The 24,845-nt window shown below is 68.1% G+C and carries 23 protein-coding genes and 1 riboswitch; of the genes, 6 read left to right on the forward strand and 17 right to left on the reverse strand.

Annotated elements, in window-relative coordinates:
- Window positions 1-53 precede the first annotated feature (53 nt).
- The 6 genes from ASC95_RS20500 to ASC95_RS20525 form a co-directional block, all read right to left on the reverse strand.
- Window positions 54-1,616, reverse strand: a complete 1,563-nt coding sequence (locus ASC95_RS20500) for a bifunctional hydroxymethylpyrimidine kinase/phosphomethylpyrimidine kinase (protein ID WP_057299579.1) — start codon at window positions 1,614-1,616, stop codon at window positions 54-56.
- A complete protein-coding gene (locus ASC95_RS20505; protein ID WP_057299580.1) occupies window positions 1,613-2,401 on the reverse strand; it encodes a thiazole synthase in 789 nt (262 codons plus the stop codon). Before ASC95_RS20505 ends, ASC95_RS20500 begins: the two co-directional genes overlap by 4 nt.
- Window positions 2,402-2,403: 2 nt before the next feature.
- Window positions 2,404-2,607 (reverse strand): sulfur carrier protein ThiS, encoded by a 204-nt coding sequence (gene thiS / locus ASC95_RS20510; RefSeq protein WP_057299581.1) that lies wholly within the window; start codon window positions 2,605-2,607, stop codon window positions 2,404-2,406.
- Window positions 2,600-3,604 carry an FAD-dependent oxidoreductase gene (locus tag ASC95_RS20515; protein WP_157256433.1) on the reverse strand — a complete coding sequence of 335 codons (1,005 nt, stop codon included), beginning with the start codon at window positions 3,602-3,604 and terminating at the stop codon, window positions 2,600-2,602. The genes thiS and ASC95_RS20515 overlap by 8 nt, the downstream gene beginning before the upstream one ends.
- Window positions 3,601-5,484, reverse strand: a complete 1,884-nt coding sequence (gene thiC / locus ASC95_RS20520) for a phosphomethylpyrimidine synthase ThiC (protein WP_057299583.1) — start codon at window positions 5,482-5,484, stop codon at window positions 3,601-3,603. Before thiC ends, ASC95_RS20515 begins: the two co-directional genes overlap by 4 nt.
- 82 nt (window positions 5,485-5,566) lie before the next feature.
- Window positions 5,567-5,690: riboswitch (TPP riboswitch) on the reverse strand.
- A gap of 11 nt (window positions 5,691-5,701) precedes the next feature.
- Complete coding sequence (locus ASC95_RS20525; RefSeq protein WP_057299584.1) at window positions 5,702-7,015, reverse strand: MFS transporter; 1,314 nt, start codon at window positions 7,013-7,015, stop codon at window positions 5,702-5,704.
- Between the two features lie 72 nt (window positions 7,016-7,087).
- Between ASC95_RS20525 and ASC95_RS20530 the strand changes: the two genes are divergently transcribed.
- Entirely contained in the window at window positions 7,088-7,978 is an 891-nt protein-coding gene (locus ASC95_RS20530) for a LysR family transcriptional regulator (protein WP_057299585.1), read from the forward strand.
- 60 nt (window positions 7,979-8,038) lie between these two features.
- Here the strand turns inward: ASC95_RS20530 and ASC95_RS20535 are convergent, their stop codons facing one another.
- The 6 genes from ASC95_RS20535 to ASC95_RS20560 form a co-directional block, all read right to left on the reverse strand.
- Window positions 8,039-8,365, reverse strand: coding sequence for a PIN domain-containing protein (locus tag ASC95_RS20535; RefSeq protein WP_235537996.1), 327 nt, complete (start codon window positions 8,363-8,365; stop codon window positions 8,039-8,041).
- Between the two features lie 30 nt (window positions 8,366-8,395).
- On the reverse strand, window positions 8,396-8,617 hold the full coding sequence (locus tag ASC95_RS20540) for an AbrB/MazE/SpoVT family DNA-binding domain-containing protein (RefSeq protein ID WP_057299587.1): 222 nt from the start codon (window positions 8,615-8,617) through the stop codon (window positions 8,396-8,398).
- Window positions 8,618-8,718: 101 nt separating this feature from the next.
- Entirely contained in the window at window positions 8,719-11,955 is a 3,237-nt protein-coding gene (locus tag ASC95_RS20545) for an efflux RND transporter permease subunit (RefSeq protein ID WP_235537997.1), read from the reverse strand.
- Between the two features lie 16 nt (window positions 11,956-11,971).
- On the reverse strand, window positions 11,972-13,138 hold the full coding sequence (locus ASC95_RS20550) for an efflux RND transporter periplasmic adaptor subunit (RefSeq protein WP_057299589.1): 1,167 nt from the start codon (window positions 13,136-13,138) through the stop codon (window positions 11,972-11,974).
- A 150-nt stretch (window positions 13,139-13,288) separates the two neighbouring features.
- Complete coding sequence (gene aroC, locus ASC95_RS20555; RefSeq protein ID WP_057299590.1) at window positions 13,289-14,392, reverse strand: chorismate synthase; 1,104 nt, start codon at window positions 14,390-14,392, stop codon at window positions 13,289-13,291.
- A 76-nt stretch (window positions 14,393-14,468) separates the two neighbouring features.
- Window positions 14,469-14,936: a CBS domain-containing protein gene (locus tag ASC95_RS20560; protein ID WP_057300438.1), complete on the reverse strand. Its 468-nt coding sequence runs from the start codon at window positions 14,934-14,936 to the stop codon at window positions 14,469-14,471.
- A 60-nt stretch (window positions 14,937-14,996) separates the two neighbouring features.
- Here ASC95_RS20560 and ASC95_RS20565 point away from each other — a divergent pair, with 60 nt between their 5' ends.
- Window positions 14,997-16,301, forward strand: a complete 1,305-nt coding sequence (locus ASC95_RS20565; RefSeq protein ID WP_157256434.1) for an O-acetylhomoserine aminocarboxypropyltransferase — start codon at window positions 14,997-14,999, stop codon at window positions 16,299-16,301.
- Entirely contained in the window at window positions 16,298-17,095 is a 798-nt protein-coding gene (locus ASC95_RS20570) for an alpha/beta fold hydrolase (RefSeq protein ID WP_057299591.1), read from the forward strand. Before ASC95_RS20565 ends, ASC95_RS20570 begins: the two co-directional genes overlap by 4 nt.
- Here the strand turns inward: ASC95_RS20570 and ASC95_RS20575 are convergent.
- Complete coding sequence (locus ASC95_RS20575; protein WP_057299592.1) at window positions 17,080-18,537, reverse strand: NAD(P)/FAD-dependent oxidoreductase; 1,458 nt, start codon at window positions 18,535-18,537, stop codon at window positions 17,080-17,082. The genes ASC95_RS20570 and ASC95_RS20575 overlap by 16 nt on opposite strands.
- Before the next feature lie 83 nt (window positions 18,538-18,620).
- Between ASC95_RS20575 and ASC95_RS20580 the strand changes: the two genes are divergently transcribed.
- Window positions 18,621-18,929: an Mpo1-like protein gene (locus ASC95_RS20580; protein ID WP_057299593.1), complete on the forward strand. Its 309-nt coding sequence runs from the start codon at window positions 18,621-18,623 to the stop codon at window positions 18,927-18,929.
- Here ASC95_RS20580 and ASC95_RS20585 read toward each other — a convergent pair.
- From ASC95_RS20585 to kbl, 3 genes are read right to left on the reverse strand one after another with little or no spacing between them, the layout of a single operon-like run.
- Window positions 18,926-19,720: a MipA/OmpV family protein gene (locus ASC95_RS20585; protein WP_162250820.1), complete on the reverse strand. Its 795-nt coding sequence runs from the start codon at window positions 19,718-19,720 to the stop codon at window positions 18,926-18,928. The two genes, ASC95_RS20580 and ASC95_RS20585, sit on opposite strands and share 4 nt — an antisense overlap.
- 48 nt (window positions 19,721-19,768) lie before the next feature.
- Entirely contained in the window at window positions 19,769-20,713 is a 945-nt protein-coding gene (locus ASC95_RS20590; RefSeq protein WP_057299595.1) for an NAD-dependent epimerase/dehydratase family protein, read from the reverse strand.
- On the reverse strand, window positions 20,710-21,906 hold the full coding sequence (kbl, locus tag ASC95_RS20595; RefSeq protein WP_057299596.1) for a glycine C-acetyltransferase: 1,197 nt from the start codon (window positions 21,904-21,906) through the stop codon (window positions 20,710-20,712). The genes ASC95_RS20590 and kbl overlap by 4 nt, the downstream gene beginning before the upstream one ends.
- Before the next feature lie 99 nt (window positions 21,907-22,005).
- Between kbl and ASC95_RS20600 the strand changes: the two genes are divergently transcribed.
- Window positions 22,006-22,569 (forward strand): helix-turn-helix domain-containing protein, encoded by a 564-nt coding sequence (locus ASC95_RS20600; protein ID WP_057300440.1) that lies wholly within the window; start codon window positions 22,006-22,008, stop codon window positions 22,567-22,569.
- Window positions 22,570-22,597: 28 nt separating this feature from the next.
- Window positions 22,598-23,554 (forward strand): Bug family tripartite tricarboxylate transporter substrate binding protein, encoded by a 957-nt coding sequence (locus ASC95_RS20605; RefSeq protein WP_057299597.1) that lies wholly within the window; start codon window positions 22,598-22,600, stop codon window positions 23,552-23,554.
- Here the strand turns inward: ASC95_RS20605 and ASC95_RS20610 are convergent.
- Window positions 23,526-24,842 carry a YihY family inner membrane protein gene (locus ASC95_RS20610; protein WP_082567980.1) on the reverse strand — a complete coding sequence of 439 codons (1,317 nt, stop codon included), beginning with the start codon at window positions 24,840-24,842 and terminating at the stop codon, window positions 23,526-23,528. The genes ASC95_RS20605 and ASC95_RS20610 overlap by 29 nt on opposite strands.
- Window positions 24,843-24,845 lie beyond the last annotated feature (3 nt).

The raw sequence follows: 24,845 nt of genomic DNA on the forward strand, positions 1-24,845 counted from the left end.
GCGCACATTATTTGTAACAGGCGCTGTAAAGCCTACCGACACCGAAATCGGGTTCAGCCCTCTCCATCAGGCTTGACGGGCAGGCCGGGGAGCGGCCAGTGGGAAGCGGCGAAAGGCAGCGCAGCACATCCATCGCGCCACGCCTGTTGCCAGGCTTGCGGCGGGTGGGTCGCCCCGGGTGCAAGCCCACGCACGACGCAGCCAGCGCTGGCACCACTGGCGGCGATCTCGGCGAGACGCTGCAGCTCCAGCACGCCGCCAATGCCGACCACCGGCGCCGGCGCCATGGCCACCCACCAGGCCAGGTTGTGAAGCCCTTGCGCTCGCCAGGGCATGGCCTTGGTCAACGTTGGCCAGACGGGACCGCAGGCGATGTAGTCGGGCGACCAGGCCACGGCGCGGGCCAACTCCCACAGGCTGTGCGAACTCAGCCCCAGGCGCAGACCACGAGTTCGTGCCTCGGCAAGGTCACGTCGATCGGCAGAGGAAAGCGCCAGCAGATCTTCCTGGCCCAGATGGATGAAGTCGACGCCCGAGGCCAGCGCCTCGCGCCAGTGGTCGTTGACGATGAGGACTGCGCCCGGGCGGCGCGCAGCCTTGATTTCAGCGCGCAAGCGGGCTGTCCAGGCGGAGTCAGCCTCGCCCGGGGCTCGCTTGACCCGCAATTGAACGGCTTGCAGGCCGCCCTCAAAAAGGCAGACGGCATGGGCGCCGCTGTCGGTGATGGCGTAGACCCCTTCAAGGGCCGGTGCCCCGCGGCGCGGTGCCGGCCAGGCCTCGGGCGGCGCCTCGTCGTCGAACAGCGCGGGCAGCAGGCCGGCATCGCCGATGAAGCCCGACTCTGGCTGCACCGGCCCGGCGCCAGCGCCAGGCGGCTGAAGGTCGGCACGCAGGCCGGAGGTCGTCAGCATCTTGGCGATGACGGCCGCATCGGCAGCGACGAAACCGCGGGCCGATGCCGCAGCCAGAGCGGTCGCGAAGGTGCAGCCAGTACCGTGGTTGTTGCCAGCGGCGCGGCGCGGCAAGGCCAGCCAGCCGGTTGCGTGTTCGGCCGCCAGCCAATCCAGCGCGAGCGAGCCGCCGGCATCGCCGCCCGTGATGCAGACAGCGCGGGCTCCCAGGGCCTGCAGCGCGCGCGCCTGCGCAGGCAGGCTGCCCTCGCCCACCAGGTGCGTGGCCTCGCGCTGGTTGGGCGTGACGACGCTGGCCCGCGGCAGCAGCTCCTCGCGATAAGCGCGCAGCAGCGCTTCGTCGACAAAGCTGGCGCCGGTGGAGGCCCGCAACACCGGGTCAACGACGAGAGTGACGGGAGCGCGCTCGCGCAGCCGGTCAACCCAGCGTGCAACAACCCGCAGTTGCTCGACACCGCCGAGCAGGCCCGTCTTGATCGCAGCAGGCGGCAGGTCATCGGCCAGCGCGGCGAGTTGGGCGTCGAGCTGCTCAGGCGGCACGGGGAAGACGGCCTCGACGGCGACGCTGTTCTGCGCCGTCAATGCGGCAGCCACGGGGCAAAGGTGCACGCCCGCCGCATCGGCAGCGCGCTGGTCGGCCGACAGGCCGGCACCGCCACCGCTGTCCAGCCCGGCAATGCTCCAGATGATGGGTGCGTTGCTCATGGAATCAGAAAGGGCCTGCCACCCACCGGCGTGCTCGCAACGGCCATGTCCTGCTTGCTCATGACGCCGGCCTCGAAGCCGGTTCGCCCGGCCGCGATGGACTGGCCGAACGCCGCGGCCATGCGGATGGGGTCGCCGGCCTGGGCTATCGCCGAGTTCAGGAGCACGCCGTCCAAGCCCAGCTCCATCGCCTGGGCCGCGTGCGAGGGCGCACCGATGCCGGCGTCCACGATCAGCGGCACGCCGGGCAGGCGCTCGCGGAGCGTGCGCAGTGCGAACGGGTTGAGCAGGCCTTGGCCCGAGCCGATGGGTGCGCCCCAGGGCATCAGCACCTGGCAGCCGGCGTCCAGCAGGCGGCGGCAGGTGACGAGGTCGTCGGTGCAGTAGGGGAAGACCTCGAAACCGTCCTTCACGAGCTGCTCGGCGGCCGTGACCAGCTCCCAGGGGTCGGGTTGCAGCGTGTGCTCGTCGCCGACGACTTCCAGCTTGACCCACGGCGTGTCGTAGAGCTCGCGCGCCATGTGCGCCAGCGTGACGGCCTCCTGCGCGGTGCGGCACCCGGCGGTGTTGGGCAGCAGGTGGCCGCCGGTCTCGCGCAGGGTCTCGCGGATGGCGGCGACAAAGCCGTTGTCGCCGGCCGCCGCGAGCGTGCGCTTGAGGCCGACGGTCAACACCTGGGCGCCGCTGGCCAGCACGGCCCGGCGAAGGATCTCGGGCGAGGGGTAGCCGGCGGTGCCGAGCAGGAAGCGGCTGGTGAGCTGGCGGCCGTAAAGGGTCCAAGACATGCTCAGCCTCCGGTGATGGGTTGAATGAGGGTCAGTTCGTCGCCGGGCTGGATCAGCGTCACCTCACGCCGGCCGCGCGGCACGAAGGCGCCGTTGAGCGCGGTGGCAACGGCGTCGTCTGCCCTGCCCTGCTCGGCTAGCAAGGCCGCGACGCTGAGCCCCTCGCGCCAGGGCTGAGGCTGGTGGTTGAGCGTGAACTCAGACATGGTGCTGAAGTGCCTTCTCCGCCAGCGCCGGTGCCAGCAACCAGCCATGGCGGAACAGGCCGTTGATGCGCAGCAGGCCCGGTTTTTGATCAATGCGCGGGCGGTGGTCCGGCAAGGCCGGGCGCAGGTTGGTTTCCATGTGCACGATGCGCGCCTCTGCCAGCGCCGGCAGCACGCTGTGGGCCGCGGCCATCAGCTCCACGGCGCTGCGCAGGCTGACGGGCGAGCGGTCTTCGCTCTCAACCTCCGACGCGCCAACGACGATGACGTCGCCCGGCCGCGGCACGAGGTAGACGCGGTGGCGTGGATGCAGCAGCCGCACGGGGCGGTTGAACACGACGCCCGGCGCGTGCAACCACAGGATCTCGCCGCGCACGCCGCGCAGCGTCGGCATGTCAGGCTTGGCGCCCAGGCCACGGGTGTCGATGACGAGGTCGGCATCGAGACGACGGCCGTCATCAAGCTCAAGCACCTTGGGTTGAATGGCGACGGCGCGACGGCCCCAGAGCCAGTCGACGCCGGGCGCCTGCTCGGCCAATGCCAGCAGCAGTTCGCGCGGCAGCAGCTGCCCCTCGCCGGGCAGCCACCAGGCCTTGAGGTCGGGCGCGAGTGCCGGCTCCAGCACCTGCAGCGCGGCGCGGTTCAGCGGCTCGGGGCCGTCGTCCAGCCGGGCCAGCACGCGCTGCGCCGCGCCCAAGTCGTTGCCATGCGCGAGCAACAGGCTGCCCTCCGTCTTCACGAGGCCGGGCTGACCCAGCGCGGCGGCAATCTCGGGCCACAGCGCCAGCGACCGCCAGCCCAGCGCCACGACGTCGGGCTCGGCATGCTCGCGCTCGGCCAGCGGGCTCAGCATGCCCGCCGCCGAGAAGGCTGCGGCGCCCGGCTGCGCCGGCCCGGCGGCGGGGTCGACGACGCACACGTGATGCCCGGCCCGCGCCAGCTGCCAGGCCAGCAGCCGGCCCATGACGCCAGCGCCTGCAATTGCAACGTTGGTCACGCCTGCGGCTTGATGGGGATGTAGAGCTCGCCACCGGCCTTGCGGAACTCGGCCGACTTCTGCGCCATGCCGTCAGCCACCACGTCCGCCGCTTCGAGCCCCTTGGCCGCCGCGTACTCGCGCACGTCCTGCGTGATCTTCATCGAGCAGAACTTCGGGCCGCACATGGAGCAGAAGTGCGCCTCCTTGGACGAGTCCTTGGGCAGGGTCTCGTCGTGATAGTCGCGCGCCGTGTCCGGGTCCAGGCCAAGCGCGAACTGGTCGTTCCAGCGGAACTCGAAGCGCGCCTTGCTCATCGCGTCGTCACGTGCGCGGGCACCGGGGTGGCCCTTGGCGATGTCGGCCGCGTGGGCCGCGATCTTGTAGGCGATCAGCCCCTGCTTCACGTCGTCGCGGTCGGGCAGGCCCAGGTGCTCCTTGGGCGTCACGTAGCAGAGCATGGCCGTGCCCATCCAGCCGATCATGGCTGCGCCGATGGCGCTGGCGATGTGGTCGTAGCCCGGCGCGATGTCGATGGTCAGCGGGCCCAGCGTGTAGAACGGCGCCTCGTCGCAGTGCTTGAGCTGCTCCGTCATGTTGGCCTGGATGAGGTGCATGGGCACGTGGCCGGGGCCCTCGATCATGGTCTGCACGTCGTGCTTCCACGCCACCTTCGTCAGCTCGCCCAGCGTCTTCAGCTCGGCGAACTGGGCCTCGTCGTTGGCATCGGCGCCGCTGCCGGGGCGCAGGCCGTCGCCGAGCGAGAAGGTCACGTCGTAGGCCTTCATGATTTCGCAGATCTCTTCGAAGTGCGTGTACAGGAAGTTCTCGCGGTGATGCGTGATGCACCACTTGGCGAGTATTGAGCCGCCGCGCGACACGATGCCCGTGCGGCGCTTGGTCGTCAGGTGGATGAACGGCAGGCGCAGGCCGGCGTGGATGGTGAAGTAGTCGATGCCCTGCTCGGCCTGCTCGATGAGCGTGTCGCGGAAGATGGCCCAGGAGAGGTCTTCGGCGATGCCGCCCACCTTCTCCAGCGCCTGGTAGATGGGCACGGTGCCGATGGGCACGGGCGAGTTGCGCACGATCCAGTCGCGCGTGGTGTGGATGTTGCGGCCGGTGGAGAGGTCCATCACCGTGTCCGCACCCCAGCGGATGGACCAGACCAGCTTCTCGACCTCTTCCTCGATGCTGGACGTGACGGCCGAGTTGCCGATGTTGGCGTTGACCTTGACCAGGAAGTTGCGGCCGATGATGGTCGGCTCCAGCTCGGTGTGATTGATGTTGGCCGGGATGACCGCGCGGCCGCGGGCCACCTCCTGGCGGACGAATTCGGGGGTGATGATCTCGGGGATGGCCGCACCGAGCGAGTCGCCACGCAGGCGCTGCTCGCGCTCGGCGTCGCCCATGTACTCGCGCATCCACTCGCGCTTGCCGTTCTCGCGCAGCGCGACGAACTCCATCTCCGGCGTGACGATGCCGCGGCGGGCGTAGTGCATCTGGCTGACGTTGGCGCCGGCCTGGGCGCGGCGCGGCTGGCGCTGCAGCGCGGCGGCTTCGGCGCGCAGCGCGGCGATGCGCTCGTTGTCCTCCTTGCCGCCGTCGTCAAGCGCCACGCGCGTGCGGCCCGTGTAGGCCTCGGTATCGGCGCGGTCACCGACCCAGCTGGAGCGGATGGGCGGCAGGCCCCGGCGCACGTCGATCTGCGCCTTGGGGTCGGTGTAGGGGCCGGAGGTGTCGTGCAGCACCACGCGCTCGCCGTTGGTCAACGCGATCTCGCGCATGGGCACGGCCACGTCGGGCCGGCTGCCGGTCACGTAGACCTTGCTTGATGCCGGGAAGGGCTCGCGCGTCAGCGACAGGCGCTCATCGAGCGAGAGGTTCTTTTCAGGGGCGTTCATGGCGGCGGTCTCCTGGAGCAGTGGGTTCGGTGCTCCAAGGCCGCCCGTGGGTGAGGTCCGGCCCGAAGGCCACACCTGCACGCCGCGAGGCATGCGCTCTCCTTACGCCGGTATTAGCCGGTTCAAGTTCACGGGTTCGGTCTTCTCTGACCGTCTCAGCGTCTGGGCTCGGCTTTCGCCAGGCCCGGGCACCCCGGAGCGGGGGCGATTGTGCTTGTCAATTCGCGCGCCTGGCAAGCCCCAGGGCGACGGCAACCAAAGCTGTCGCGATGACGAAGCTCAGGACCAGGCCGCCAGCGGCGAAGACGGCGCCCATCGCCGAAGCACCGGTGATGAGACCGAGATTGCGCGACAACGTCAGCAGGCCGCTGATGACGCCGCGCTGTTCGGCCGGCACCTCGGCCATGACCCCTGTGTTGTTGGCGGCCTGGAAGAGTGCATAGCCTGGCGTGACGATGGCGAGTGGGCCCACATAGGCAATGACGCCAAGCGACGCGGGCAGCAGCGCGATCAGCGCGCAGCCAACCGCCATGGCGGCAAGGCCCAGTTGGCTCGTTCGCCGTGTGCCGAAGCGGTCCACCAGCCGGCCGGCCGGAATGCCGCTGCCGGCCGAAAGGAGGGGGCCGATGGACATCAGCACACCCACCGTGGCAGCGCCAAGGCCGAGCGCGCCGCTGAGGTGAAAGGGGCCAACGACCAGGGTGGCCATCATGACGGCAGACACCAGGGCGTTCATTGCCAAGGCTGCGCGCAGGGCGGGGTCGCGCAACCGGTCCAGCCGCACGAGGGGCGACGCGGCGCGAGCCTCGGTACGCAGGAACAGCAGCAGGCCCACCGCCGCAAGAGCCATCAGGCCAAGATGCCATGTCATCGCAAGGGCATAGGCCGCCAGCGTCAGCGCCAGCCAAAACGTGCCGGGCAGGTCGAAGCCGGCAGCGCCCTGCCCTCGGTCAGCCGGCAGATACCGCCAGGCCAGCGCAATGGCCAGCAAGCCCAGGGGCAGGTTGACGACAAATACGGCCTGCCAGCCCAAAGCACCGATCAGCGCGCCGCCCAGCGACGGGCCAAGGGCTGTGCCGACTGCCGACATCGTGCCCAGCAGGCCCATCGCGCTGCCCGTGCGTGCCTTGGGCAGCGCCGCGCCCACCATGGCCATCGTCAAGGCCATCATGGCGGCAGCGCCGATGCCCTGTAGCGCACGGGCCGCGATCAGCAATGGCAGCGCAGGTGCCAGCGCACAGAGAGTCGACGCGGCCGTGAACAGCGCGATGCCGGCCAGCAGCAGGCGGCGCTTACCCGTCAGGTCACCCAACCGACCGGCACTGACGATGAGGGTCGTGATCGCCAGCAGATAGGCCAGCACGACCCATTGCACCTCGGCGAAGCCAGCACCGAAGGCGGCCGTCAGCGTGGGCAGCGCGACATTGGCGCTGCTGACGGCCAGCGAAGGCAGCAGGGTGCAAAGGGCCAGGCCGGCAAGCACGCCGGTGACGGGCGTTGCAGCGGGGTGAGCGACGGTCGTGGTGTTCATGCCCAGACATTAGGCGTTTGCTGGACATGGCGGAAGACGCATCATCTGCACTTCATCAATGCGCGAGACGCCATGTCAGACCCTGACCTCAACCTGCTGCTGACACTGGACGCCCTGCTGGCCGAGGGCAGCGTCGCCGGCGCCGCCCGGCGCCTACGGCTGAGCCCGTCGGCGATGAGCCGCTCGCTGGCGCGGCTGCGTGAGGCGACGGGCGACCCCCTGCTCGTGCGCGCCGGACGTGGCCTGGTGGCATCGCCACGGGCGCTGGAACTGCGCGAGCGCATCGGGCCGCTGGTGCAAGAGGCGCAGGCCGCGCTGAGGCCGGCGGCGGCGTTGCGGCTGGACAAGCTCGAGCGTGAGTTCACGCTGCGTACGCGCGAGGGCTTTGTCGAGAACTTCGGCGCGGCTCTGCTCGCCCGCGTGAGTTCGGAGGCGCCGGGCGTGCGGCTGCGCTTCGTGCCGAAGCCGGATCGGGACAGCACGCCGCTGCGCGACGGCAGCGTCGACCTGGAGACCGGCATCGTCACAGCGTCCAGCGGGCCGGAGCTGCGGGCGCAGGCGCTGTTTCGCGATCGTTTTGTGGCCGTCGTCCGCCAAGGTCATGGGCTGGCGAGCGGCAAGCTGACGGCGAGGCGCTACGCGGCGGGCCGGCACGTCGCCATCTCCCGACGCGGCACGGCGACGGGGCCCATCGACGAAGCGTTGTCCGCGCTAAACCTTGGCCGCGACATCGTCGTCACGGTGGCGGGGTTTTCGGAGGCATTGGCGTTGGCGCGCGGCACGGACCTGATTGCCACGGTGCCCGAGCGGCACACCGGGCATCTGCGCGACGGCTTGCTGGCTGTTGATCTACCGCTGGCACTGGCGCCGTTCACCGTCTCGCTGCTGTGGCATCCAAGGATGGATGGAGACGCGGCGCATCGCTGGTTGCGGAGCTGCCTGCGGGAGGTCTGCGCGGCCTGACCTACGGCACGTCGCGGTCGAGTGCACAAGCTGCTGTGCTCGCCTCGGGCTGAGCTGGCGTCAGCTCTTGACCAGCAGTTGCGCGCCGTTCACCCGCGCGGCGCCTTTGTCGAAAGTCCACAGCGGCTGCTCGCCGGCCTGGGCGGCCAGCGCGATGTGCAGGCAGTCGGCGAAGTCTGCCGGGCCTTGGCGGAGCAGCTGCAGCGCCACCTCCAGCGCACGCTCCGATTCGATGCTCAGCTCGGCCGCCGAGAACAGCGATGACAGGGCTTGCAGCAGAACGACGGTGACCGGCACGAAGAGCGTGGCACCTTCACCCGTCAGCCGCGCCAGCAGCTGGCGCACCGCTGCGGCCTGCGCGGCGTCGTCCTGGACAAGGTAGCGCACCAGGACGTTGGTATCGAGCGCGGGTACGCCTCAGCGCCAGGGGTTCATCTCGTCGATGCCGATGCGCTTGCCCTTGGGGGGCTTGAGCATGCCGGCCATGTCGAGGATGGACTTGCTCTTGACCCGCACGATCAGAGTGCCATCGGGCATGGCCGACCACACCAGGCGCGTGCCCGGCTTGGCATCCACGAGCGCCCGGATTTCCGCGGGCATGGTGGTCTGGCCCTTGGCGGTGACGGTCGATTCGGACATGGCGGCTCCTTACTCTCGGCAGGATAGCAATTCGGCCAGTAAAAAGGGCCGGCCACTTGACGTGACCGGCCCAGCGCCGAGGCGATCGAGGGATCTCTTGCTTATTCCTTGTCCGCCGGCATCGCCCCCGGCATGCCGTGCAGCGGCATCGACGAGGCACCGCCCTGCTCCGCCTTCTTCTTGGCGGGCTTCTTTTCGCGCACCAGATAGCTGTACAGCACCGGCACCACCACCAGCGTCAGCAGCGTCGACGTGATGACGCCGCCAATGATGGCGCGGCCCATGGGCGCCTGGATCTCGCCGCCGTCGTTGAGCGCGATGGCCATCGGCAGCATGCCGAAGATCATCGCCGCCGTCGTCATGATGATGGGGCGCATGCGGATCAGGCCGGCCTCGCGCAACGCTTCGGCGACGGTCGCACCCGCCTTGCGGGCATGGTTGGCGAAATCCACCAGCAGGATGGCGTTCTTGGTGACCAGACCCATCAGCATGACCAGACCGATCATCGAGAACACATTCAGCGTCGAGCGCCACAGCAGCAGGGCCAGCATCACGCCGATGAGGGCGAGAGGCAGTGAGGCCATGATGGCGATGGGCTGCAGGAAGCTGCCGAACTGGCTGGCCAGCACGATGTAGATGAAGATGCCGGCCAGCGCCATCGCCGCCAGCAGGCCGTTGAAGGCCTCGGCCTGCTGCTTGCCGGCGCCGTCCACCTTGAAGCTGGTGCCCGGGGGCAGCTGGGTGGCCTTGATCAGCTTCTGCACATCGGCATTCACGTCGCCGCCCGGGCGGCCCTGGACGCCGGCGAACACGGCCTCGCGGCGCTGCAGGTTTTCGCGGCGGATCACCTCGGGGTTGAACACCGGCTCGATGGTCGCGACCTGGTCCAGCGTGATGGGCGCACCGTCCTTGGAGAAGGCCACGGGCAGCTTGCTCATCTGCTCGATGCGCTCGCGCTGTTCACGCGGCAGGCGCAGCAGCACCTCGACCTGGTTGCCGTCGGGCGTCGTCCAGTAGGTCGCGATCTCGCCGTTCACGTAGGCACGCAGGCTGGAGGCGATCTGCGGCGCCGTCAGGCCCAGCTCGCGGATGGCCGAATCCTTCAGGCGCACGGCAAAGGCCGGCAGGCCGGGCTTGACGGTCGTGTCCACATCGACGGCGCCGGGAATCTTCTTGATCTTCTCGACCAGGTCGGTGGCGGCCTGGGTCAGCACCTCGGGGTCGCTGCCGAGGATGGTGATCCAGATCGGGCGGTTGAAACCGACACTGACCTCGATGCCGGGGATCTTGGCAATGTCGGCGCGGATGGCGTCCTCGATCTCCTTTTGCGTGCGCTTGCGCTCGCTGCGGTCGGTCAGCGTGATATTCAGCGCCGCCTGGTTGCGGCCGGTGGACAGGCCTTCGCCGGTGCTGCCAACCACGGTCGAGACGGTCTTGATCTCGGGGTAATTCTTGAGGATCTCCTCGATCTGGGCGACCTTGGCGCTGCCGCGCTCGATGCTGCTGGCCACCGGCATGCGCAGGTTGACCTGCGTGAAGCCGTTGTCCGTCTCGGGCACGAATTCGCTGCCGACCATGGGCGCCAGGGCCAGTGCGGCGACGAAGCTGGCGAACGCACCCCACATGACGAGGCCCCGCGGCGTCAGCGTCGCGAAGCGGAACACGCGCTTCGCGGCCTTGTCGCGCTTGCCGTCCGCGCTGAACGGATGTCCATAGGCGGGAATGGGCGGCACGAAGACGCGGTAGCGGCGGCCGGAGAAGGCCCAGTCGATCGTCCTGGCATAGAGGTCGTGCAGGCGGTCCATGCTCCAGTCGGTCGCGCGGATGAGATGACCGATGACAGGCCAGTGCTTGATGCGCGTGCCCGGCGGATCTGGCCAGACCGACGACAGCATCGGGTCGAGCGTGAAACTGACGAACAGGCTGACCAGCACCGCCACCGCGACGGTGATGCCGAAGGGGTAGAAGAACTTGCCGATGATGCCGCCCATGAAGGCGACGGGCACGAACACCGCGCAGATGGCAAAGGTCGTCGCCATGACGGCCAGGCCGATCTCGTTGGTGCCATCGAACGACGCCTGGCGGTGGTCCTTGCCCATGGCCACATGGCGCACGATGTTCTCGCGCACGACGATGGCGTCGTCGATCAGCAGGCCGATGCACAGGCTCAAGGCCATCATCGTCATGAAGTTCAGCGTGAAGCCGAAGGCCTGCACGGCGATGAAGCTGGAGATGACGGCGATGGGCAGCGTGAGGCCGGTGATGATGGTCGAGCGCCAGCTGTGCAGGAACAGGAAGACGATGGCCACCGTCAGCAGCGCGCCTTCAATCAGCGTGTGCTGCAGACCGGTCAGCGAGCCCTTGACGAAGTCGCTGGCGGCGTAGATGAGGCGCAGCTCGACGTCCTTGGGCAGCGTCTTGCGCAGCTCGTCCATCGCCTCCTTCACGGACTCGCCGGTCTTGACGATGTTGGCGTCCTGCTGCTTGAAGATGTTGAAGCTGACGGCCGGCTGGCCGTTGATGCGGGCGATGCTGTCCTGCTCGCGCTCGCGCTCGACCAGGGTGCCGAGGTCGTTCAGCGTCAGCGCCAGGTTGCCGCGGCGGGCGACGATCATGTTGCCGAAAGCCTTGGGGTCCTTCACGCGACCTTCCACGCGCAGGATGGCGTCGGAGGTGGAGTCGGACAGCAGGCCCACCGGCTGATCGGCGTTGGCCTCAGCCAGCGCCTTGGCGATCTCGGCCGGCGTCACGCTGTAGGCGCGCAGCCGCATCGGGTCGAGGTCGATACGCACCTCGCGGGTGGTCAGGCCGCCCACGTCCACCTTGGCCACACCTTCCACACGACCCAGGCGCTTGGAGACGATCAGGTCGGCCATCATGGACAGCTCGCGCGAGCCGCGTGTGGGGCTCAGCAGCGCCATGACGACGACGGGCTGCGAGTTGTCGTTCTCGAAGCGCTGCACCGTCGGCGGCTTGGCGTCACGCGGGAATCGGGCCTGCGCGGCGGCGACGCGGTCGCGCAGGTCCTGCATCGCGCGGCCCATGTCGGCGTTCAGCGAGAACTCAACGCTGGCCTGCACACGGCCCTCGAAGCTGCGCGACTGGATGCGTTCCACGCCGGCAATCGTGTTCAGCGCCTCTTCCAGGGGTTTGGCGATCTCGCGCTCGACGGCCTCGGGCGAGGCGCCGGGATAGCGCACATCCACCTGCGCGCCGGGGAAGGAAATGTCGGGCATCTGCTCGACACCCAGCTTGGCATAGGAAAACAGGCCCAGCACGCACAGGGCCACCATCACCATGGTCGCGAAGACCGGGTTCTGGATGGAAACGCGGGTCATCCACATGCTGCGGCCCTCACTGTTGAGTCGTGGCTGCGGAGGCGGCCGAGCTGGCCACCTTGGCCTTGGTGGCCACGATGGTGGCCTTGTCGCCTTCACGCAGGTTGTCGAAGCGCGCGGCCAGCACCTGGGCCTCGGGCTTGAGGCCGTTCAGCACTTCGACGCGGCCCTCGCGGGCATCGCTGCGGCCGGTCGTCACGATGCGGCGTACCAGCGCCCCGCTCTCGATCATCCAGACCTGCTCCTGGCCGGCATTGCGGCTGATGGCAGCGATGGGCACGGTCAGGCGCTGGGTGTCGTCGGGCAGCACCACCTTGGCGACGGCGTACTGGCCGGCACGGTAGAGCTCCTTGGAGTTGTTCAGCACCAGCGTCACGCCGATGGAGCGCGTGCCCGGCTCGGCGCTGGGCGCGATGCGGTCGATCTTGGCCTCGACCGGTTCGTCCACGCCTTCGACGTTCACCTGCACCGTCATGCCGGGCTTCAGGCGGCTCACCTCGTGGGTACCGACCAGGCCGGCCAGCTCCAGCTTGGAGAGGTCGACGATGGTCAGGATCTGTTGTTCAGCGGCCACTTTTTCGCCGGGCACCACGTGGCGCTTGGAAACGACGCCGCTGATGGGCGCCACCAGGGCGGCCTGGCGCATGGTCACCTGGCTGGTATCGAGCTGGGCCTTGGCAGCGTTCCAGTTGGCGCGGGCCGATTCATACGCGGCACGGGAGTTGTCGAGCGCCGTCTGGGCGATGAAGTTCTTGGCAGCCAAGCCTTCGTTGGCCTTGAAGCTGCGCTCGGCTTGTTCCATCTGGGCGCGCATGGCTTCGACACTGGCGCCGCGCTCGGCGATGCGATAGCGCAGCTCTTCCAGGTCGACCTGGCCGAGAGCCTGGCCGGCCTTGACCCGGCTGCCTTCGCCGACAGCGAGGTTGAGCAGGGTGCCGTTGGACTTGGCACGCACCATGGCCGTACCTGGTGCGACCAGTGGGCCGCTGAATTCGATCTGGGCCGGCATGGCGGTCAGCGTCGGCTTGACGACTTCGCTGGGCACGAACTCCAGCACGGTCTTGGCCTTCTCGTCACCCGGCTTCTTGGGGCCATCGCCCTTGCTCGCCATGACGGCCACCCCGGCACCGCCCACCAACAACACGGCTGCGACGACGCTACCGATCTTCCAAGACTTGCGCATGGCTCCCCCAGTCACTCACTGATTTCACGACCTTTACAGTCTAGAAACCGGCGCGAGGCGGCGCAGCGGACTTGTGACGAAACGCGGTTTGCGAGGGTTGAGCTGCACCGGCCAGCGATCAGGCTGGCGGCCCGGCGGATGAACTGACGGTCAGACCGGACGAGCTGCGGGAATGGGGTCGGTCGGCAGGGCCACGTCGCCACACTGCGCCCTATGACGAAGGGCATGGTCCATCAGCACCAGGGCCAGCATGGCCTCGGCGATGGGCGTGGCGCGGATGCCGACGCAGGGATCGTGGCGACCGAAGGTTTCCACCACGGACGGGTTGCCGGCACGGTCGATGCTCGCCTTGGGCGAACGGATGGAACTGGTCGGCTTGATGGCAATGCTGGCGACGATGTCCTGGCCGGTGGAGATGCCGCCCAGCATGCCGCCCGAGTTGTTGCTGGCAAAGCCTTCGCGGGTCAGCTCGTCGCCATGCTCGGTGCCCTTCTGGGCGACGACGCCGAAGCCGGCGCCGATCTCCACGCCCTTGACGGCGTTGATGCCCATCAGCGCGTAGGCGATGTCGGCGTCGAGCTTGTCGAACAGCGGCTCGCCCAAGCCGACCGGCACGCCGGTGGCCTCGACGCGGATGCGCGCGCCGACCGAGTCACCGGCCTTGCGCAGGGCGTCCATGTAAGCCTCCAGCTCAGCGATCTTGCTGGCGTTGGCGGCGAAGAAGGGGTTGGCGCCGACGTGTTGCCAGCCCTCGAAAGGAATCTCGATCTCGCCGAGCTGTGTCATGCAGCCCCGGAACTCGGTGCCATAGGCCTCGCGCAGCCATTTGCGGGCCACCGCGCCGGCGCCGACCATGGGTGCCGTCAGCCGCGCCGACGAACGGCCGCCGCCGCGCGGGTCGCGCAGGCCGTATTTGCGCCAGTAGGTGTAGTCGGCGTGGCCGGGGCGGAAGGTGTCGAGGATGTTGCCGTAGTCCTTGCTGCGCTGGTCGGTGTTCTTGATCAGCAGGCAGATCGGCGTACCGGTGGTCAGGCCCTCGTAGACGCCGGACAGGATCTCGACCGCGTCCGGCTCGTTGCGCTGGGTGACGTGGCGGCTGGTGCCGGGGCGGCGGCGGTCCAGCTCGGGCTGGATGTCGGCCTCGCTCAAGCGCATGCCCGGCGGACAGCCGTCGATGACGCAGCCGATGGCCGGGCCGTGGCTTTCGCCGAAATTGGTGACGCGAAAGAGTTCGCCGAAGGTGCTGCCTGCCATGCCGTCATTCTAGGAGGCGGCCCAAATGAAAAGCGGCCTGCAAAGGCCGCCTTCATGGACCACGAACCAAGTCGGCTCAGCCGGTCTTGGCCGGGTCTTCGATGGGTTCCTCGACCGGCCAGTCGCGGATATAGGCCTTGAGCATGCGGTTCTCGAAGTCCTGGCTGTCCACCACCGCCTTGGCCACGTCGTAGAACGAGATGACGCCCATCAGCGTCTTGCCGTTCATCACCGGCATGTAGCGCGCGTGGCGGCCCAGCATCATGCGGCGCACCTCGTCGATCTCGGTCTCGGGCGTGCAGGTCAGCGGCGCGTCGTCCATCACCGTGCGCACGATGGTCGTGCCGACCGTGCCCTGGTTCTTCACGATGGCCTGGATGACCTCGCGGAAGGTCAGCATGCCCACCAGGTCGCCATGCTCCATGACGACCAGCGAACCAATGTCGCGCTCTGCCATGACGGCCAGTGAATCCTTCAGCGGCTCGTCGGGCGTGACAGTGAACAAGGTGCCACCTTTGACACGCAGGATATCGACGACTTTCATAGGAAACTCCGTGGCAAAACCCATGGGCAACATAGCACACAATGCCCGCGACTCCACCCCATGAAAATCACCATGCCGGGCTTTGACACCCTAGCTTTGCATGCCGGCGCCACGCCCGATCCGGGCACCGGCGCGCGGTCGACACCGCTGCACCTCAGCACCTCCTTCGTCTTCGAGAACAGCGAGCACGCGGCCTCCCTGTTCAACATGGAGCGCTCGGGCCACGTCTACAGCCGGCTGTCCAACCCGACGACGGCCGTATTCGAAGAGCGCATGGCGGCGCTGGACGGCGGCATTGGCGCCATCGCGACGGCCAGCGGCCAGGCGGCCCTGCACCTGGCCATCTGCACGCTGATGGGCGCCGGCAGCCACATCGTCGCCAGCACGGCGCTGTATGGCGGCAGCCACAACCTGCTGCACTACACGCTGCGTCGTTTCGGCATCGAGACGACCTTCGTCAACCCACGCGACCTGGATGCCTGGCGCGCGGCCATCCGGCCCGAGACCCGGCTGCTGTTCGGCGAATCGCTGGGCAACCCCGGGCTGGACGTGCTGGACATCCCGGCGGTGTCGGCCCTGGCGCATGACGCCGGCCTGCCGCTGCTCGTCGACGCGACCTTCACGACGCCCTATCTGCAGCGCCCGGCCGAACTGGGCGCCGATCTGGTCTATCACTCGGCCACCAAGTTTCTGTGCGGCCATGGCACCGTGATTGGCGGCGTGCTGGTGGATGCGGGCTCCTTCGACTGGCAGGCCGCGCATGATCGCCACGGCCGATTCGAGACCTTGTGCGAGCCGTATGAAGGCTTCCACGGCATGGTGTTCTCAGAGGAAAGCACCGTCGGCGCCTTCCTGTTGCGCGCCCGCCGCGAGGGTCTGCGCGACTTCGGCGCCTGCATGAGCCCGCATACCGCCTGGCTGATGCTGCAGGGGCTGGAGACATTGCCGCTTCGCATGGCCCGGCATGTGGCCAACGCGCAGGCGGTGGCCGAGTTCCTGCAGGCACACGACCTGGTCGAGAAGGTGGCCTACCCCGGCCTGGCCTCCCATCCCGACCACGCCCTGGCCAAGAAGCTCATGCCGCGTGGCGCTGGCGCGGTGTTCTCCTTCGACTTGAAGGGCACGCGGGAACAGGGCCGCGCCTTCATCGAGGCGCTCAAGCTCTTCTCCCACCTGGCCAACGTTGGCGACGCCAAGTCCCTGGTCATCCACCCCGCCAGCACCACCCACTTCCGCATGGATGACGCGGCGCTCAAGAGTGCGGGCATCGGCCCGGGCACCATCCGCCTGTCCGTCGGGCTGGAGGACCCGGCCGACCTCATCGACGACCTGAAGCGGGCGCTCAAGGTGGCAGGCAAGGCATGAAGTTCATCGTCGACAACCAAGAGGCCTATGCGTACACGGGCGGCAAGACGTTTGACCCCGCCCTGCCCTGCGTCGTTTTCATCCACGGCGCGCAGAACGACCACAGCGTCTGGACCCTGCTGGCGCGCTGGTGTGCCCACCACGGCTACGGCGTGCTCGCCGTCGACCTGCCGGGCCATGGCCGCAGCGCTGGCACGCCTTTGAAGAGCGTCGAGGACATCGCCTCCTGGCTGCACCGTCTGCTCGACGCGGCCGGCGTGCAAAAGGCCGCCCTCGTCGGCCACAGCATGGGCTCGCTGATCGCACTCGAAGCGGCTGAACGAGCGTCCACTCTCGTCATGGTCGGTACGGCCTACCCGATGAAGGTCTCGGAGGCTCTTTTGACGACGGCGCGCGACAAGCCCGAGGCCGCGATGGCCATGGTCACGGCCTTTTCGCATTCGCTGGCCAGCGCCAAGCCAGGCTACCCGGGCCCGGGCGCCTGGCTGCGCGGCGGCTCGATGGCGCTGATGCGCCGGCTGCAGTCGGGCCAGACGACCGTCAATTTGTTCGAGAACGACTTCCAGGTCTGCGACCACTATGCCGGCGGCGAGGCTGCGGCTGCTCGCGTAGCCTGCCCGGTGCATTTCATTCTCGGCACGCTGGATCAGATGACCTCGCCCAGGCAGAACGCCGTGCTCGGCGGCCTGCTCAAGCCGCGAGTCCACACGGTGCCCGCGGGACACGCGCTGATGGCCGAAGCACCGGACGCCGTGCTGGTCGCGCTGAGGGCGGCGCTTCAGCCCAGCTCATAGGCTGCTTCGTCGGGCCGCCGCACGGCACGGTCATATTCGCCGGTGAAGCCCGGCCAGATCGCGATGATGCGGCCGCTGTCGTTGCGGTACCAGGAACTGCACCGGCTCCAGACCGAACCGGCGAGCCTCCGTTGGACGTTGGCGTCCTGGGCTGCAAACGCTTCGGGGCGCACGTCTATCCATCGCTTGCCCGATTGCTTGACTCGGCGCATGCAGGCCAGCGCGTGCTGAACCTGGGGCTCGATGAAAAGCAGTGTCGACGTATGGCCTGTGCCGGTGTTGGGCCCGAGCGTCAGGAAGAGGTTGGGGAATCCCGGCACCGTCAAGCCGAAGTAGGCGCTCGGATTGACACGCCAGGTCTCTCCCAGCGTGCGCCCGTCGAGACCTGTGATGGGCAGCTCCGCCAGGAGTTGCGTCGTGTCGAAGCCGGTGGCACAGATGAGCGCGTCCAACTGGTGCTCGCGGCCGTCCAGGGTCAGCACGCCTCTTTCCGTCACACCGGTGATGGCCTCCGTGACGAGTTCGGACTGCGGCAGCGCCAGCGCGCCGAAGTAGTCGTTGGAGTAGATGATGCGCTTGCATCCCAGCGGATAGCGGGGTGTCAGCCGCTCGCGCAGCCCAGCGTCGGGCACCTGGCGCCGCAGATGACCACGGGCCGCGGCCGTCATGGCGCGCCGGGCCAGCGTGCCCTCGTCGAAGCCGCGCCGTCCCAGCTCCAGGAACTGCACCCAGGCCAGGCGGGCCAGCGCGGCATAGGGCGGGAAGCGCGCCAGCCAGCGGTCGAGGGCGCCGTAACGCCGGTCCAGCCGCGGCATCACCCAGTTGGGCGTGCGTTGGAACAGCGTGAGCCGTGCGGCCGTGGGCGCCAAGGCCGGCACAAGCTGAGACGCCGTCGAACCCGTGCCGATGACGCCGATGCGCTTGTCGCCCAAGTCCACGCCAGCCGGCCAGCGCGCCGAGTGCAGCAGCTGCCCTTTGAAAGAGGCCAGATCGGGGATGTCAGGCCAGCGCGGCCGGCTCAGCGGGCCGGTGCTGCAGACGAAGAAGCGCGCGCTCAAGGCGCTGCCATCGTCCAGGCTCAGCTGCCAACGGCCGGCCTGGGCGTCGAAGCGCGCCTCGGTGATGGCCACGCCCAGACGCATGCGTGCCGCCAGGCCATGCTGCTCGGCCAGGCGCTGCTGGTAGCGATGGATCTCCGCAGCGTCGGCGAAGCGGTGCGTCCACTCGGGGTTGGGCGCGAAGCTGAAGCTGTAGGCCGGTGCCGGCACATCGACCTGGGCGCCGGGATAGCGGTTGTCCCACCAGGTGCCGCCCAGCCCATGAGACTTCTCGACGATGAGGTAGTCGTCGATGCCCGAGCGCTGCAGCTGGATGGCCATGCACAGGCCGGACATGCCTGCACCGAGGATGACAACCTCCAAATCGGTGGGCCTGGCGTGCATCGGCGCATTATTGCGAGGGCATCCCCGCTTGCCGCTCGGGCGCAACCCGCGCTTGAATCAGGGCCTGCCAGCACTGACCTTCCATGAGCACCGAACGCTTCTCCCGCTTCGCCGATTTCTATCCCTTCTATCTCAGCGAGCACGGCAACACCATCTGCCGCCGGCTGCACTTCGTCGGCTCGACACTGGTGCTGGTCTGTCTGTGGCAGCTGTTCAGGACGGGCGCGCTGGTGTGGCTGCTTTACGGCCTGCTGTGCGGCTATGGATTCGCCTGGGTCGGGCATTTCTTCTTCGAGAAGAACCGGCCGGCAACCTTCAAATATCCGCTTTACAGCTTCATCGGCGACTGGGTCATGTACGCCGACATCTGGCGGGGTCGCGTGAAGCTCTAGTTCCGCCAGGCCAGGCCGATGCCCACCGACGAGCCGGTGCGTTTCTCGACCAGCGGGCTGTCGGCGACCGGGCCGAGGAGGCGGCTCGCGCCGGCATTGCCGTAGACGAGCCAATGCTTGGTCAGCGGCCGGATGAAGCCGACGCCGACGTGGACATCGCGCAGGCCGGCACCGGGGTCGTAGGCCGGTTTGCCGCTGGCCGCGACGGCCGACTCGGGCACGCCGAAATAGCTGCGTAGGTTCTGGGCACTGCCGGCCGAGATGCCGAAGCCGCTGGTCCACTCCAGCGTCGGGCTGCGGTAGAAGCGCCAGCCCAGGTCGGCGCCCAGCGTCATGCCGCCTTGCCGGCCGAGCAGGTCCTGCGACAGCGTCGCGCCGATGGTCAGATCCTTGGTGAGGCTGTAGTTGGTATAGAGGCGCGCCCTCAGCGTGCGCCGGACGTCGGGCAAGCCATGCGTGGTGCTGGCGTCGCTGCTGCTGCGGCCGCTGTCCATGCGCAGTGACACACCCACGCGCAGCTTGTCGGTGTCAATGAACTGGGTACTGGCGCCGCCGGCCGCCTCCTCGCGCCCGAAGCCCATCAGGCTGCCCGCGCCGGAAGTGCTGATGCGCACGCGGCCGAACTTGAATGCCCACAAAGGCTTGAGCTTGATGCGACGGCCGCTCGCGCCGTCGTACTCCGGCTGAGAGGCCACCGCGGCCCCCAGCAGGTAGCGGGCTGACGGACTCTCGACTTCGGGCTGCTCGGCATGGGCCAAGGTCGCCACCGACAGAGCCAGGAAAGTAGTCAACACGACTCTCATACGAGCAAGCGTACCAGCCAGACCTGGCACCGCCTGTCAGCCAACGCGTAGTTCTCGCGTCAGCTCAGTCAGCATGTCGTCAACCATGGCATCGAGGTCGTACTGCAGCTTCCAGCCCCAATCGGCCTGGGCGGCTGCATCGTCGATGCGTTGCGGCCAGCTCGCGGCGATGGCCTGGCGGAAGTCGGGCACGCAGTCCATCGTGAACGCCGGCAGGCGGCGGCGGATGGAGGCGGCGATGCCTTCCGGCGTGAAGCTGACGCCGGCGAGGTTGTAGCTGCCGCGCTGCCTGACCTGGTCGGCCGGCGCGTTCATCAGCTCGATGGTGGCGCGCAGCGCATCGGGCATGTACATCATCGGCAGGGCCTGATCTTGCTCGAGGAAGCAGGTGTAGCGGCCTTCCTTGATCGCCGAATGGAAGATCTCCACGGCGTAGTCTGTCGTGCCGCCGCCCGGCGGCGTCTTCCAGCTGATGAGACCGGGGTAGCGCAGGCTGCGCACGTCCACGCCATGCTTGGCGTGATACCAGTCGCACCAGCGTTCGCCGGCGAGCTTGGAGATGCCATAGACCGTGGTCGGATCCATCACCGTCGTCTGCGGCGTGTCCACCGCCGGCGTGTTGGGGCCGAAGGCGGCGATCGAGCTGGGCCAGAAGATCTTGTCCAGCTTTTCGTGGCGGGCCAGCTCCAGCACATTGAGCAGGCCCTTCATGTTCAGGTCCCAGGCCCACATCGGGTGCTTCTCGCCATTCGCCGACAGGGCGGCGGCGAGATGGTAGACCTGCGTGATGTGATGGCGCTTGACGACGGTGGCCAGGGCACTGGCGTCGGTCACATCCAATGCCTCGTGCTGGAGGCTGGGCACGCGGCCCTTGGGGCTGAGGTCGCTGGTGACGACGGCTTCGTTGCCATGCAGCTCCGCCAGCTCGGTCGCCAGCTCGGTGCCGATCTGGCCATTCGCTCCAATGATGAGGATCTTCATTTGACGATCCCGAGCTCGCGGCCAGCCTGCGTGAAGGCGGCAACAGCCTTCTCCAGATGCTTGCGCTCATGCACGGCCGAGACCTGCACACGGATGCGCGCCTGGCCCTTGGGCACGACGGGGAAGAAGAAGCCGACCGCGTAGATGCCCAGTTCCAGGATGCGCTTGCTCAGCGCCTGCGCCTTCACCGCGTCGTAGACCATGATGGGCACGATGGGGTGGGTGCCGGGCTTGATCTCGAAGCCGGCAGCCTGGATGGCCTCCCGGAACCAGGCGGTATTGGCTTCCAGCTTGTCGCGCAGCGCGGTCGAGCCTTCCAACAGGTCCAGCACCGCCAGCGAAGCGCCGGCGATGCTGGGGGCCAGCGTGTTGCTGAACAGATAGGGGCGCGAGCGTTGGCGCAGCAGCTCGACGACTTCCTTGCGCGCGGCCGTGAAGCCGCCCGATGCACCGCCCAGCGCCTTGCCGAAGGTGCCGGTGATGATGTCGATCTTGCCAAACACGCCGCGGTGTTCAGCGGTGCCGCGACCCGTCTTGCCCATGAAGCCTGACGCATGGCATTCGTCGATGCCCAGCAGCGCGTCGTAGCGGTCGCAGAGGGCTCGGATCTTGTCGAGCTGGGCGATGGTGCCGTCCATCGAGAACACGCCGTCGGTGAACACCAGCGTGAAGCGGGCGCCCTTCTCTTTCGCTTCCTTCAGGCAGCGCTCGAGGTCGTCGAGGTTGTTGTGCTCATAGCGGTAGCGCTGCGCCTTGCACAGGCGGATGCCATCGATGATGGAGGCGTGGTTGAGCGCGTCGCTGATGACGGCGTCCTGCTCGCCCAGCAGCGGCTCGAACAGGCCGCCGTTCGCGTCGAAGGCGGCAGCATAGAGGATGGCGTCCTCGCAGCCGACGAAGCGGGCGATGCGGTGTTCCAGCTCCTTGTGCAGGTCCTGCGTGCCGCAGATGAAGCGCACCGACGACAGGCCGAAGCCATGGGTGCGCAGCGCCTCGTGCGCGGCCTCGATGACCTGGGGATGCGACGACAAGCCAAGATAGTTGTTGGCGCACAGGTTGATGACCTCGCGGCCGTCGGCTGTCTTCACGACGGCGCCCTGGGGTGTCGTGATGATGCGTTCGGACTTGAACAGCCCGGCGGCGCGGATACCGTCCAGCTCGGTCTGCAGGTGTTGGTAGAAGGCCTGGCTCATGGCGCTGCTCCTGATGCACAATCCGGTTTAGTGAACTTGTTCGATATATCGAACTTTTGTGCAGTATCTGAAAATCATCTATCCAGGTCAAGCATGAACATGGACAACACCGAACCGCCCCGCGTCGGCGCCGCCCTGCAGGCGCTGCGCAGCAGCCGTGGCCTGTCGCTGGATGATCTCTCCAAGCGGGCCGGCGTCAGTAAGTCGATGTTGTCGCAGATCGAGCGCAACCAGGCCAATCCCACGGTGGCCGTGGTGTGGCGGCTGGCCAATGCGCTCGGGGTGGACATGGGCGAGCTGCTGGGCAGCGAGCGTGCAGCGGCGCCAGCCATCGAGACGGTGCCTGCGCATGCCACGCCAGGGCTGACCAGCCCGGACGGGCTGTGCAAGCTGCGCATCCTCGGCCCTATCGAGCTGGCCGGGCAGTTCGAGTGGTACGAGCTGAGCATCCAACCCGGCGGCGTGCTGGACAGCCAGGCCCATGAGCCAGGTTCGCGCGAACACCTGAGTGTGCTGACGGGCAGCCTGGAGGTCAGCGCCCAGGGCATGACCAACAAGCTCAAGGCCGGCGAGACGGCGCGTTATGCCGTGGACGGGCCGCACACCATCCGCAACAACGCGAAGTCGGCTGCGACTGCGCTGCTGGTGGTCCTTCATCCGTAGACTGCAGCCTCCGCTCAAGGAGGCATGCATGCAGATCACCCGTCGCGCGACCCTGGCCACGCTGGCCGCCCTGCCTTTAGTGGCGCAAGCGCAGGACAAGCCCATTCGCCTCCTCGTCGGCTTTCCGGCCGGCGGCGGCACCGACGCGATTGCGCGATTGCTTGGTGAGGCCTTGCAGGCATCATTGGGCACGCCGGTCGTCGTCGAGAACAAGCCCGGGGCCGGCGGCCAGATCGCGGCGCAGGCGCTGAAGGTAGCGCCGCCCGACGGCACCACCTTCTTCGTCAGCCACGACCACACCATCTCCATCCTGCCGCTGGTGCTGAAGAACCCTGGCTTTGACCCGGCCAGGGACTTCGTGCCGGTGGCAGGCTTTGCGACCTTCGCCAACGCGCTGGCGCTGTCGGGCGGCACGCCGGCTTCAAGCCTGCCCGAGTACGTCGCCTGGGTGAAGAAGCAAGGCGGCCAGGGCAGCGTGGGCGTGCCGGCGCCGGCCTCGGTGCCGGAGTTCCTCGTCAAGCTGCTCGGCGAGAAGAATGGCCTGAACCTGCTGGCCGTGCCCTACCGCGGCAGCGCGCCGATGATTGCCGACATGCTGGGCAACCAGATCAGCGCCGGCGTCGGCTCGGTGCCCGACCTGATCACCAACCACCAGCAGAAGAAGCTAAAGATCGTCGCCGTCATGGGCCAACAACGCCAGGCCGTGCTGCCCGAGGTGCCGACCTTTGCCGAGCTGGGCATCACCGGCTTCGAGGACCTGCCCTATTACGGCGTCTTCGCCCCCGCGGGCACTTCGCCGGCCGTCGTCGAGCGCTTCTCGAATGCGCTGGCCGGCGTCATCAATCAGCCCGTCGTGAAGGCCCGGCTCACCGAGCTTGGCCTGTCGGTGGGCATGATGACCTCGGCCCAACTGGCCACCCGCGAGCGCGCCTACGCGGCGGCCTGGGCCAGGATCATCAAGGCCGGGGGCTTCCAGCCTCAGTGAGCAGCAGGCGGTCGAGGGTCAGCTTTGACCATTCACCCTGCACCCACAGATTGGTCAGCAGCCCCTGGCGCTCGGCCAGGAAGGCGCTGAGCAGAGGCTCGGCCAGCGCTCGCTCGGGCGCGCACAGCAGTACCAGCCGCTGGGCGCCCTCCTCTTCAAGCCGGCCGATCCAGTCCAGGGCCAGCAGCTTGTCGATGACGGGGCTGAGCTGCAGCGGGTCCACGCGCAGCGCGCCCGCCAGGGCCAGGTGGGACAACCCCTGCTGGCCGGCCTCGCGCACGCGCCAGAGCTCGCGCAGCGTCTCCAGTGCCAGCGCCATGGGCTGGCCGGGCGCGTCGGGACGCAGATGCAGCCGACCTGTCAGGCTGGGCGTGTTGGCGGCCAGGATGGCGCCCAGCAGCACGATGACCCAGCCCAGGTAGATCCAGATCAGGAAGATGGGCACGGTCGCGAAAGCGCCATACAGCGTCGAATAGGTCGGCACCTGCTTGACGTACCAGGCCAGCAAACCTTTTGCCAGCGAGAAGCCCACGGACACGAAGGCGCCGCCGATGAGGGCGTGCCGCCAGCGCACATGGGTGTTGGGCACGTAATGGAAGAGCCCGGCCATCGCCAGGCCGAACAACACCACGTCGGCACTGCCCAGCGCCGTGGACATGCTCGGCGGCATGGCTGTGAAATAACCCTGGCCGACACTGATGGCATAGCTTGTCAGCGTCAGGCTGCCGCCGAGCAGCAGCGGGCCCAGCGTCAGTGCGGCCCAGTAGACCAGCACGCGCTGCGCCATGGGCCGTGGGCGCTTCACGCGCCAGATGGCATTCAGCGTGCGGTCGATGGTCAGCATAAGCGCCAGCGCCGTGATGCCGAGAAAGATCAGGCCCACCACACCGAGCTTGTTGGCCTTGGCCGCAAACTGCGTGAGCGAGGCCAGCACCGGCTTGGCGATGTTGGGCGGGATCAGGCTCTTCAGGAAGTACTGCTCCAGCGCGGACTGGAAGCTGGAGAACATCGGGAAGGCCGTGAAGATGGCCAGCATCACCGTCAGCAGCGGCACCAGCGAGATCAGCGTCGTGAAGGTCAGGCTGCCGGCGGTGAGGCCGAGCTTTTCCTCGCGGAAACGTTGGCGGAAAGTGTGCAGGGTCTGCAGCCAGGGCCAGGCCAGCAGCTCGGTGATGAAGTCGCTGGCGAAGGCGATGGGGTTGTGGGCCAGTGGCGCGTCCGGGTTGTCGGTATTGGCGGGCGCGGCGGGCGGAACGGGCGGGATCGGCGGAATCGGCGTCAAGGACATGGC

The sequence above is a fragment of the Pelomonas sp. Root1217 genome (assembly GCF_001425705.1).
In the GTDB taxonomy this organism is placed as follows: Bacteria; Pseudomonadota; Gammaproteobacteria; order Burkholderiales; family Burkholderiaceae_C; genus Pelomonas.

Bases quoted from the DNA above. Each gene is read 5' to 3' on its own strand.
- ASC95_RS20500 (WP_057299579.1), bottom strand. From the start codon at position 1,616: ATGAGCAACGCACCCATCATCTGGAGCATTGCCGGGCTGGACAGCGGT.
- ASC95_RS20505 (WP_057299580.1), bottom strand. From the start codon at position 2,401: ATGTCTTGGACCCTTTACGGCCGCCAGCTCACCAGCCGCTTCCTGCTC.
- thiS (WP_057299581.1), bottom strand. From the start codon at position 2,607: ATGTCTGAGTTCACGCTCAACCACCAGCCTCAGCCCTGGCGCGAGGGG.
- thiC (WP_057299583.1), bottom strand. From the start codon at position 5,484: ATGAACGCCCCTGAAAAGAACCTCTCGCTCGATGAGCGCCTGTCGCTG.
- ASC95_RS20525 (WP_057299584.1), bottom strand. From the start codon at position 7,015: ATGAACACCACGACCGTCGCTCACCCCGCTGCAACGCCCGTCACCGGC.
- ASC95_RS20530 (WP_057299585.1), top strand. From the start codon at position 7,088: ATGTCAGACCCTGACCTCAACCTGCTGCTGACACTGGACGCCCTGCTG.
- ASC95_RS20540 (WP_057299587.1), bottom strand. From the start codon at position 8,617: ATGTCCGAATCGACCGTCACCGCCAAGGGCCAGACCACCATGCCCGCG.
- ASC95_RS20545 (WP_235537997.1), bottom strand. From the start codon at position 11,955: ATGACCCGCGTTTCCATCCAGAACCCGGTCTTCGCGACCATGGTGATG.
- ASC95_RS20550 (WP_057299589.1), bottom strand. From the start codon at position 13,138: ATGCGCAAGTCTTGGAAGATCGGTAGCGTCGTCGCAGCCGTGTTGTTG.
- aroC (WP_057299590.1), bottom strand. From the start codon at position 14,392: ATGGCAGGCAGCACCTTCGGCGAACTCTTTCGCGTCACCAATTTCGGC.
- ASC95_RS20560 (WP_057300438.1), bottom strand. From the start codon at position 14,936: ATGAAAGTCGTCGATATCCTGCGTGTCAAAGGTGGCACCTTGTTCACT.
- ASC95_RS20565 (WP_157256434.1), top strand. From the start codon at position 14,997: ATGAAAATCACCATGCCGGGCTTTGACACCCTAGCTTTGCATGCCGGC.
- ASC95_RS20570 (WP_057299591.1), top strand. From the start codon at position 16,298: ATGAAGTTCATCGTCGACAACCAAGAGGCCTATGCGTACACGGGCGGC.
- ASC95_RS20575 (WP_057299592.1), bottom strand. From the start codon at position 18,537: ATGCACGCCAGGCCCACCGATTTGGAGGTTGTCATCCTCGGTGCAGGC.
- ASC95_RS20580 (WP_057299593.1), top strand. From the start codon at position 18,621: ATGAGCACCGAACGCTTCTCCCGCTTCGCCGATTTCTATCCCTTCTAT.
- ASC95_RS20590 (WP_057299595.1), bottom strand. From the start codon at position 20,713: ATGAAGATCCTCATCATTGGAGCGAATGGCCAGATCGGCACCGAGCTG.
- kbl (WP_057299596.1), bottom strand. From the start codon at position 21,906: ATGAGCCAGGCCTTCTACCAACACCTGCAGACCGAGCTGGACGGTATC.
- ASC95_RS20600 (WP_057300440.1), top strand. From the start codon at position 22,006: ATGGACAACACCGAACCGCCCCGCGTCGGCGCCGCCCTGCAGGCGCTG.
- ASC95_RS20605 (WP_057299597.1), top strand. From the start codon at position 22,598: ATGCAGATCACCCGTCGCGCGACCCTGGCCACGCTGGCCGCCCTGCCT.
- ASC95_RS20610 (WP_082567980.1), bottom strand. From the start codon at position 24,842: ATGTCCTTGACGCCGATTCCGCCGATCCCGCCCGTTCCGCCCGCCGCG.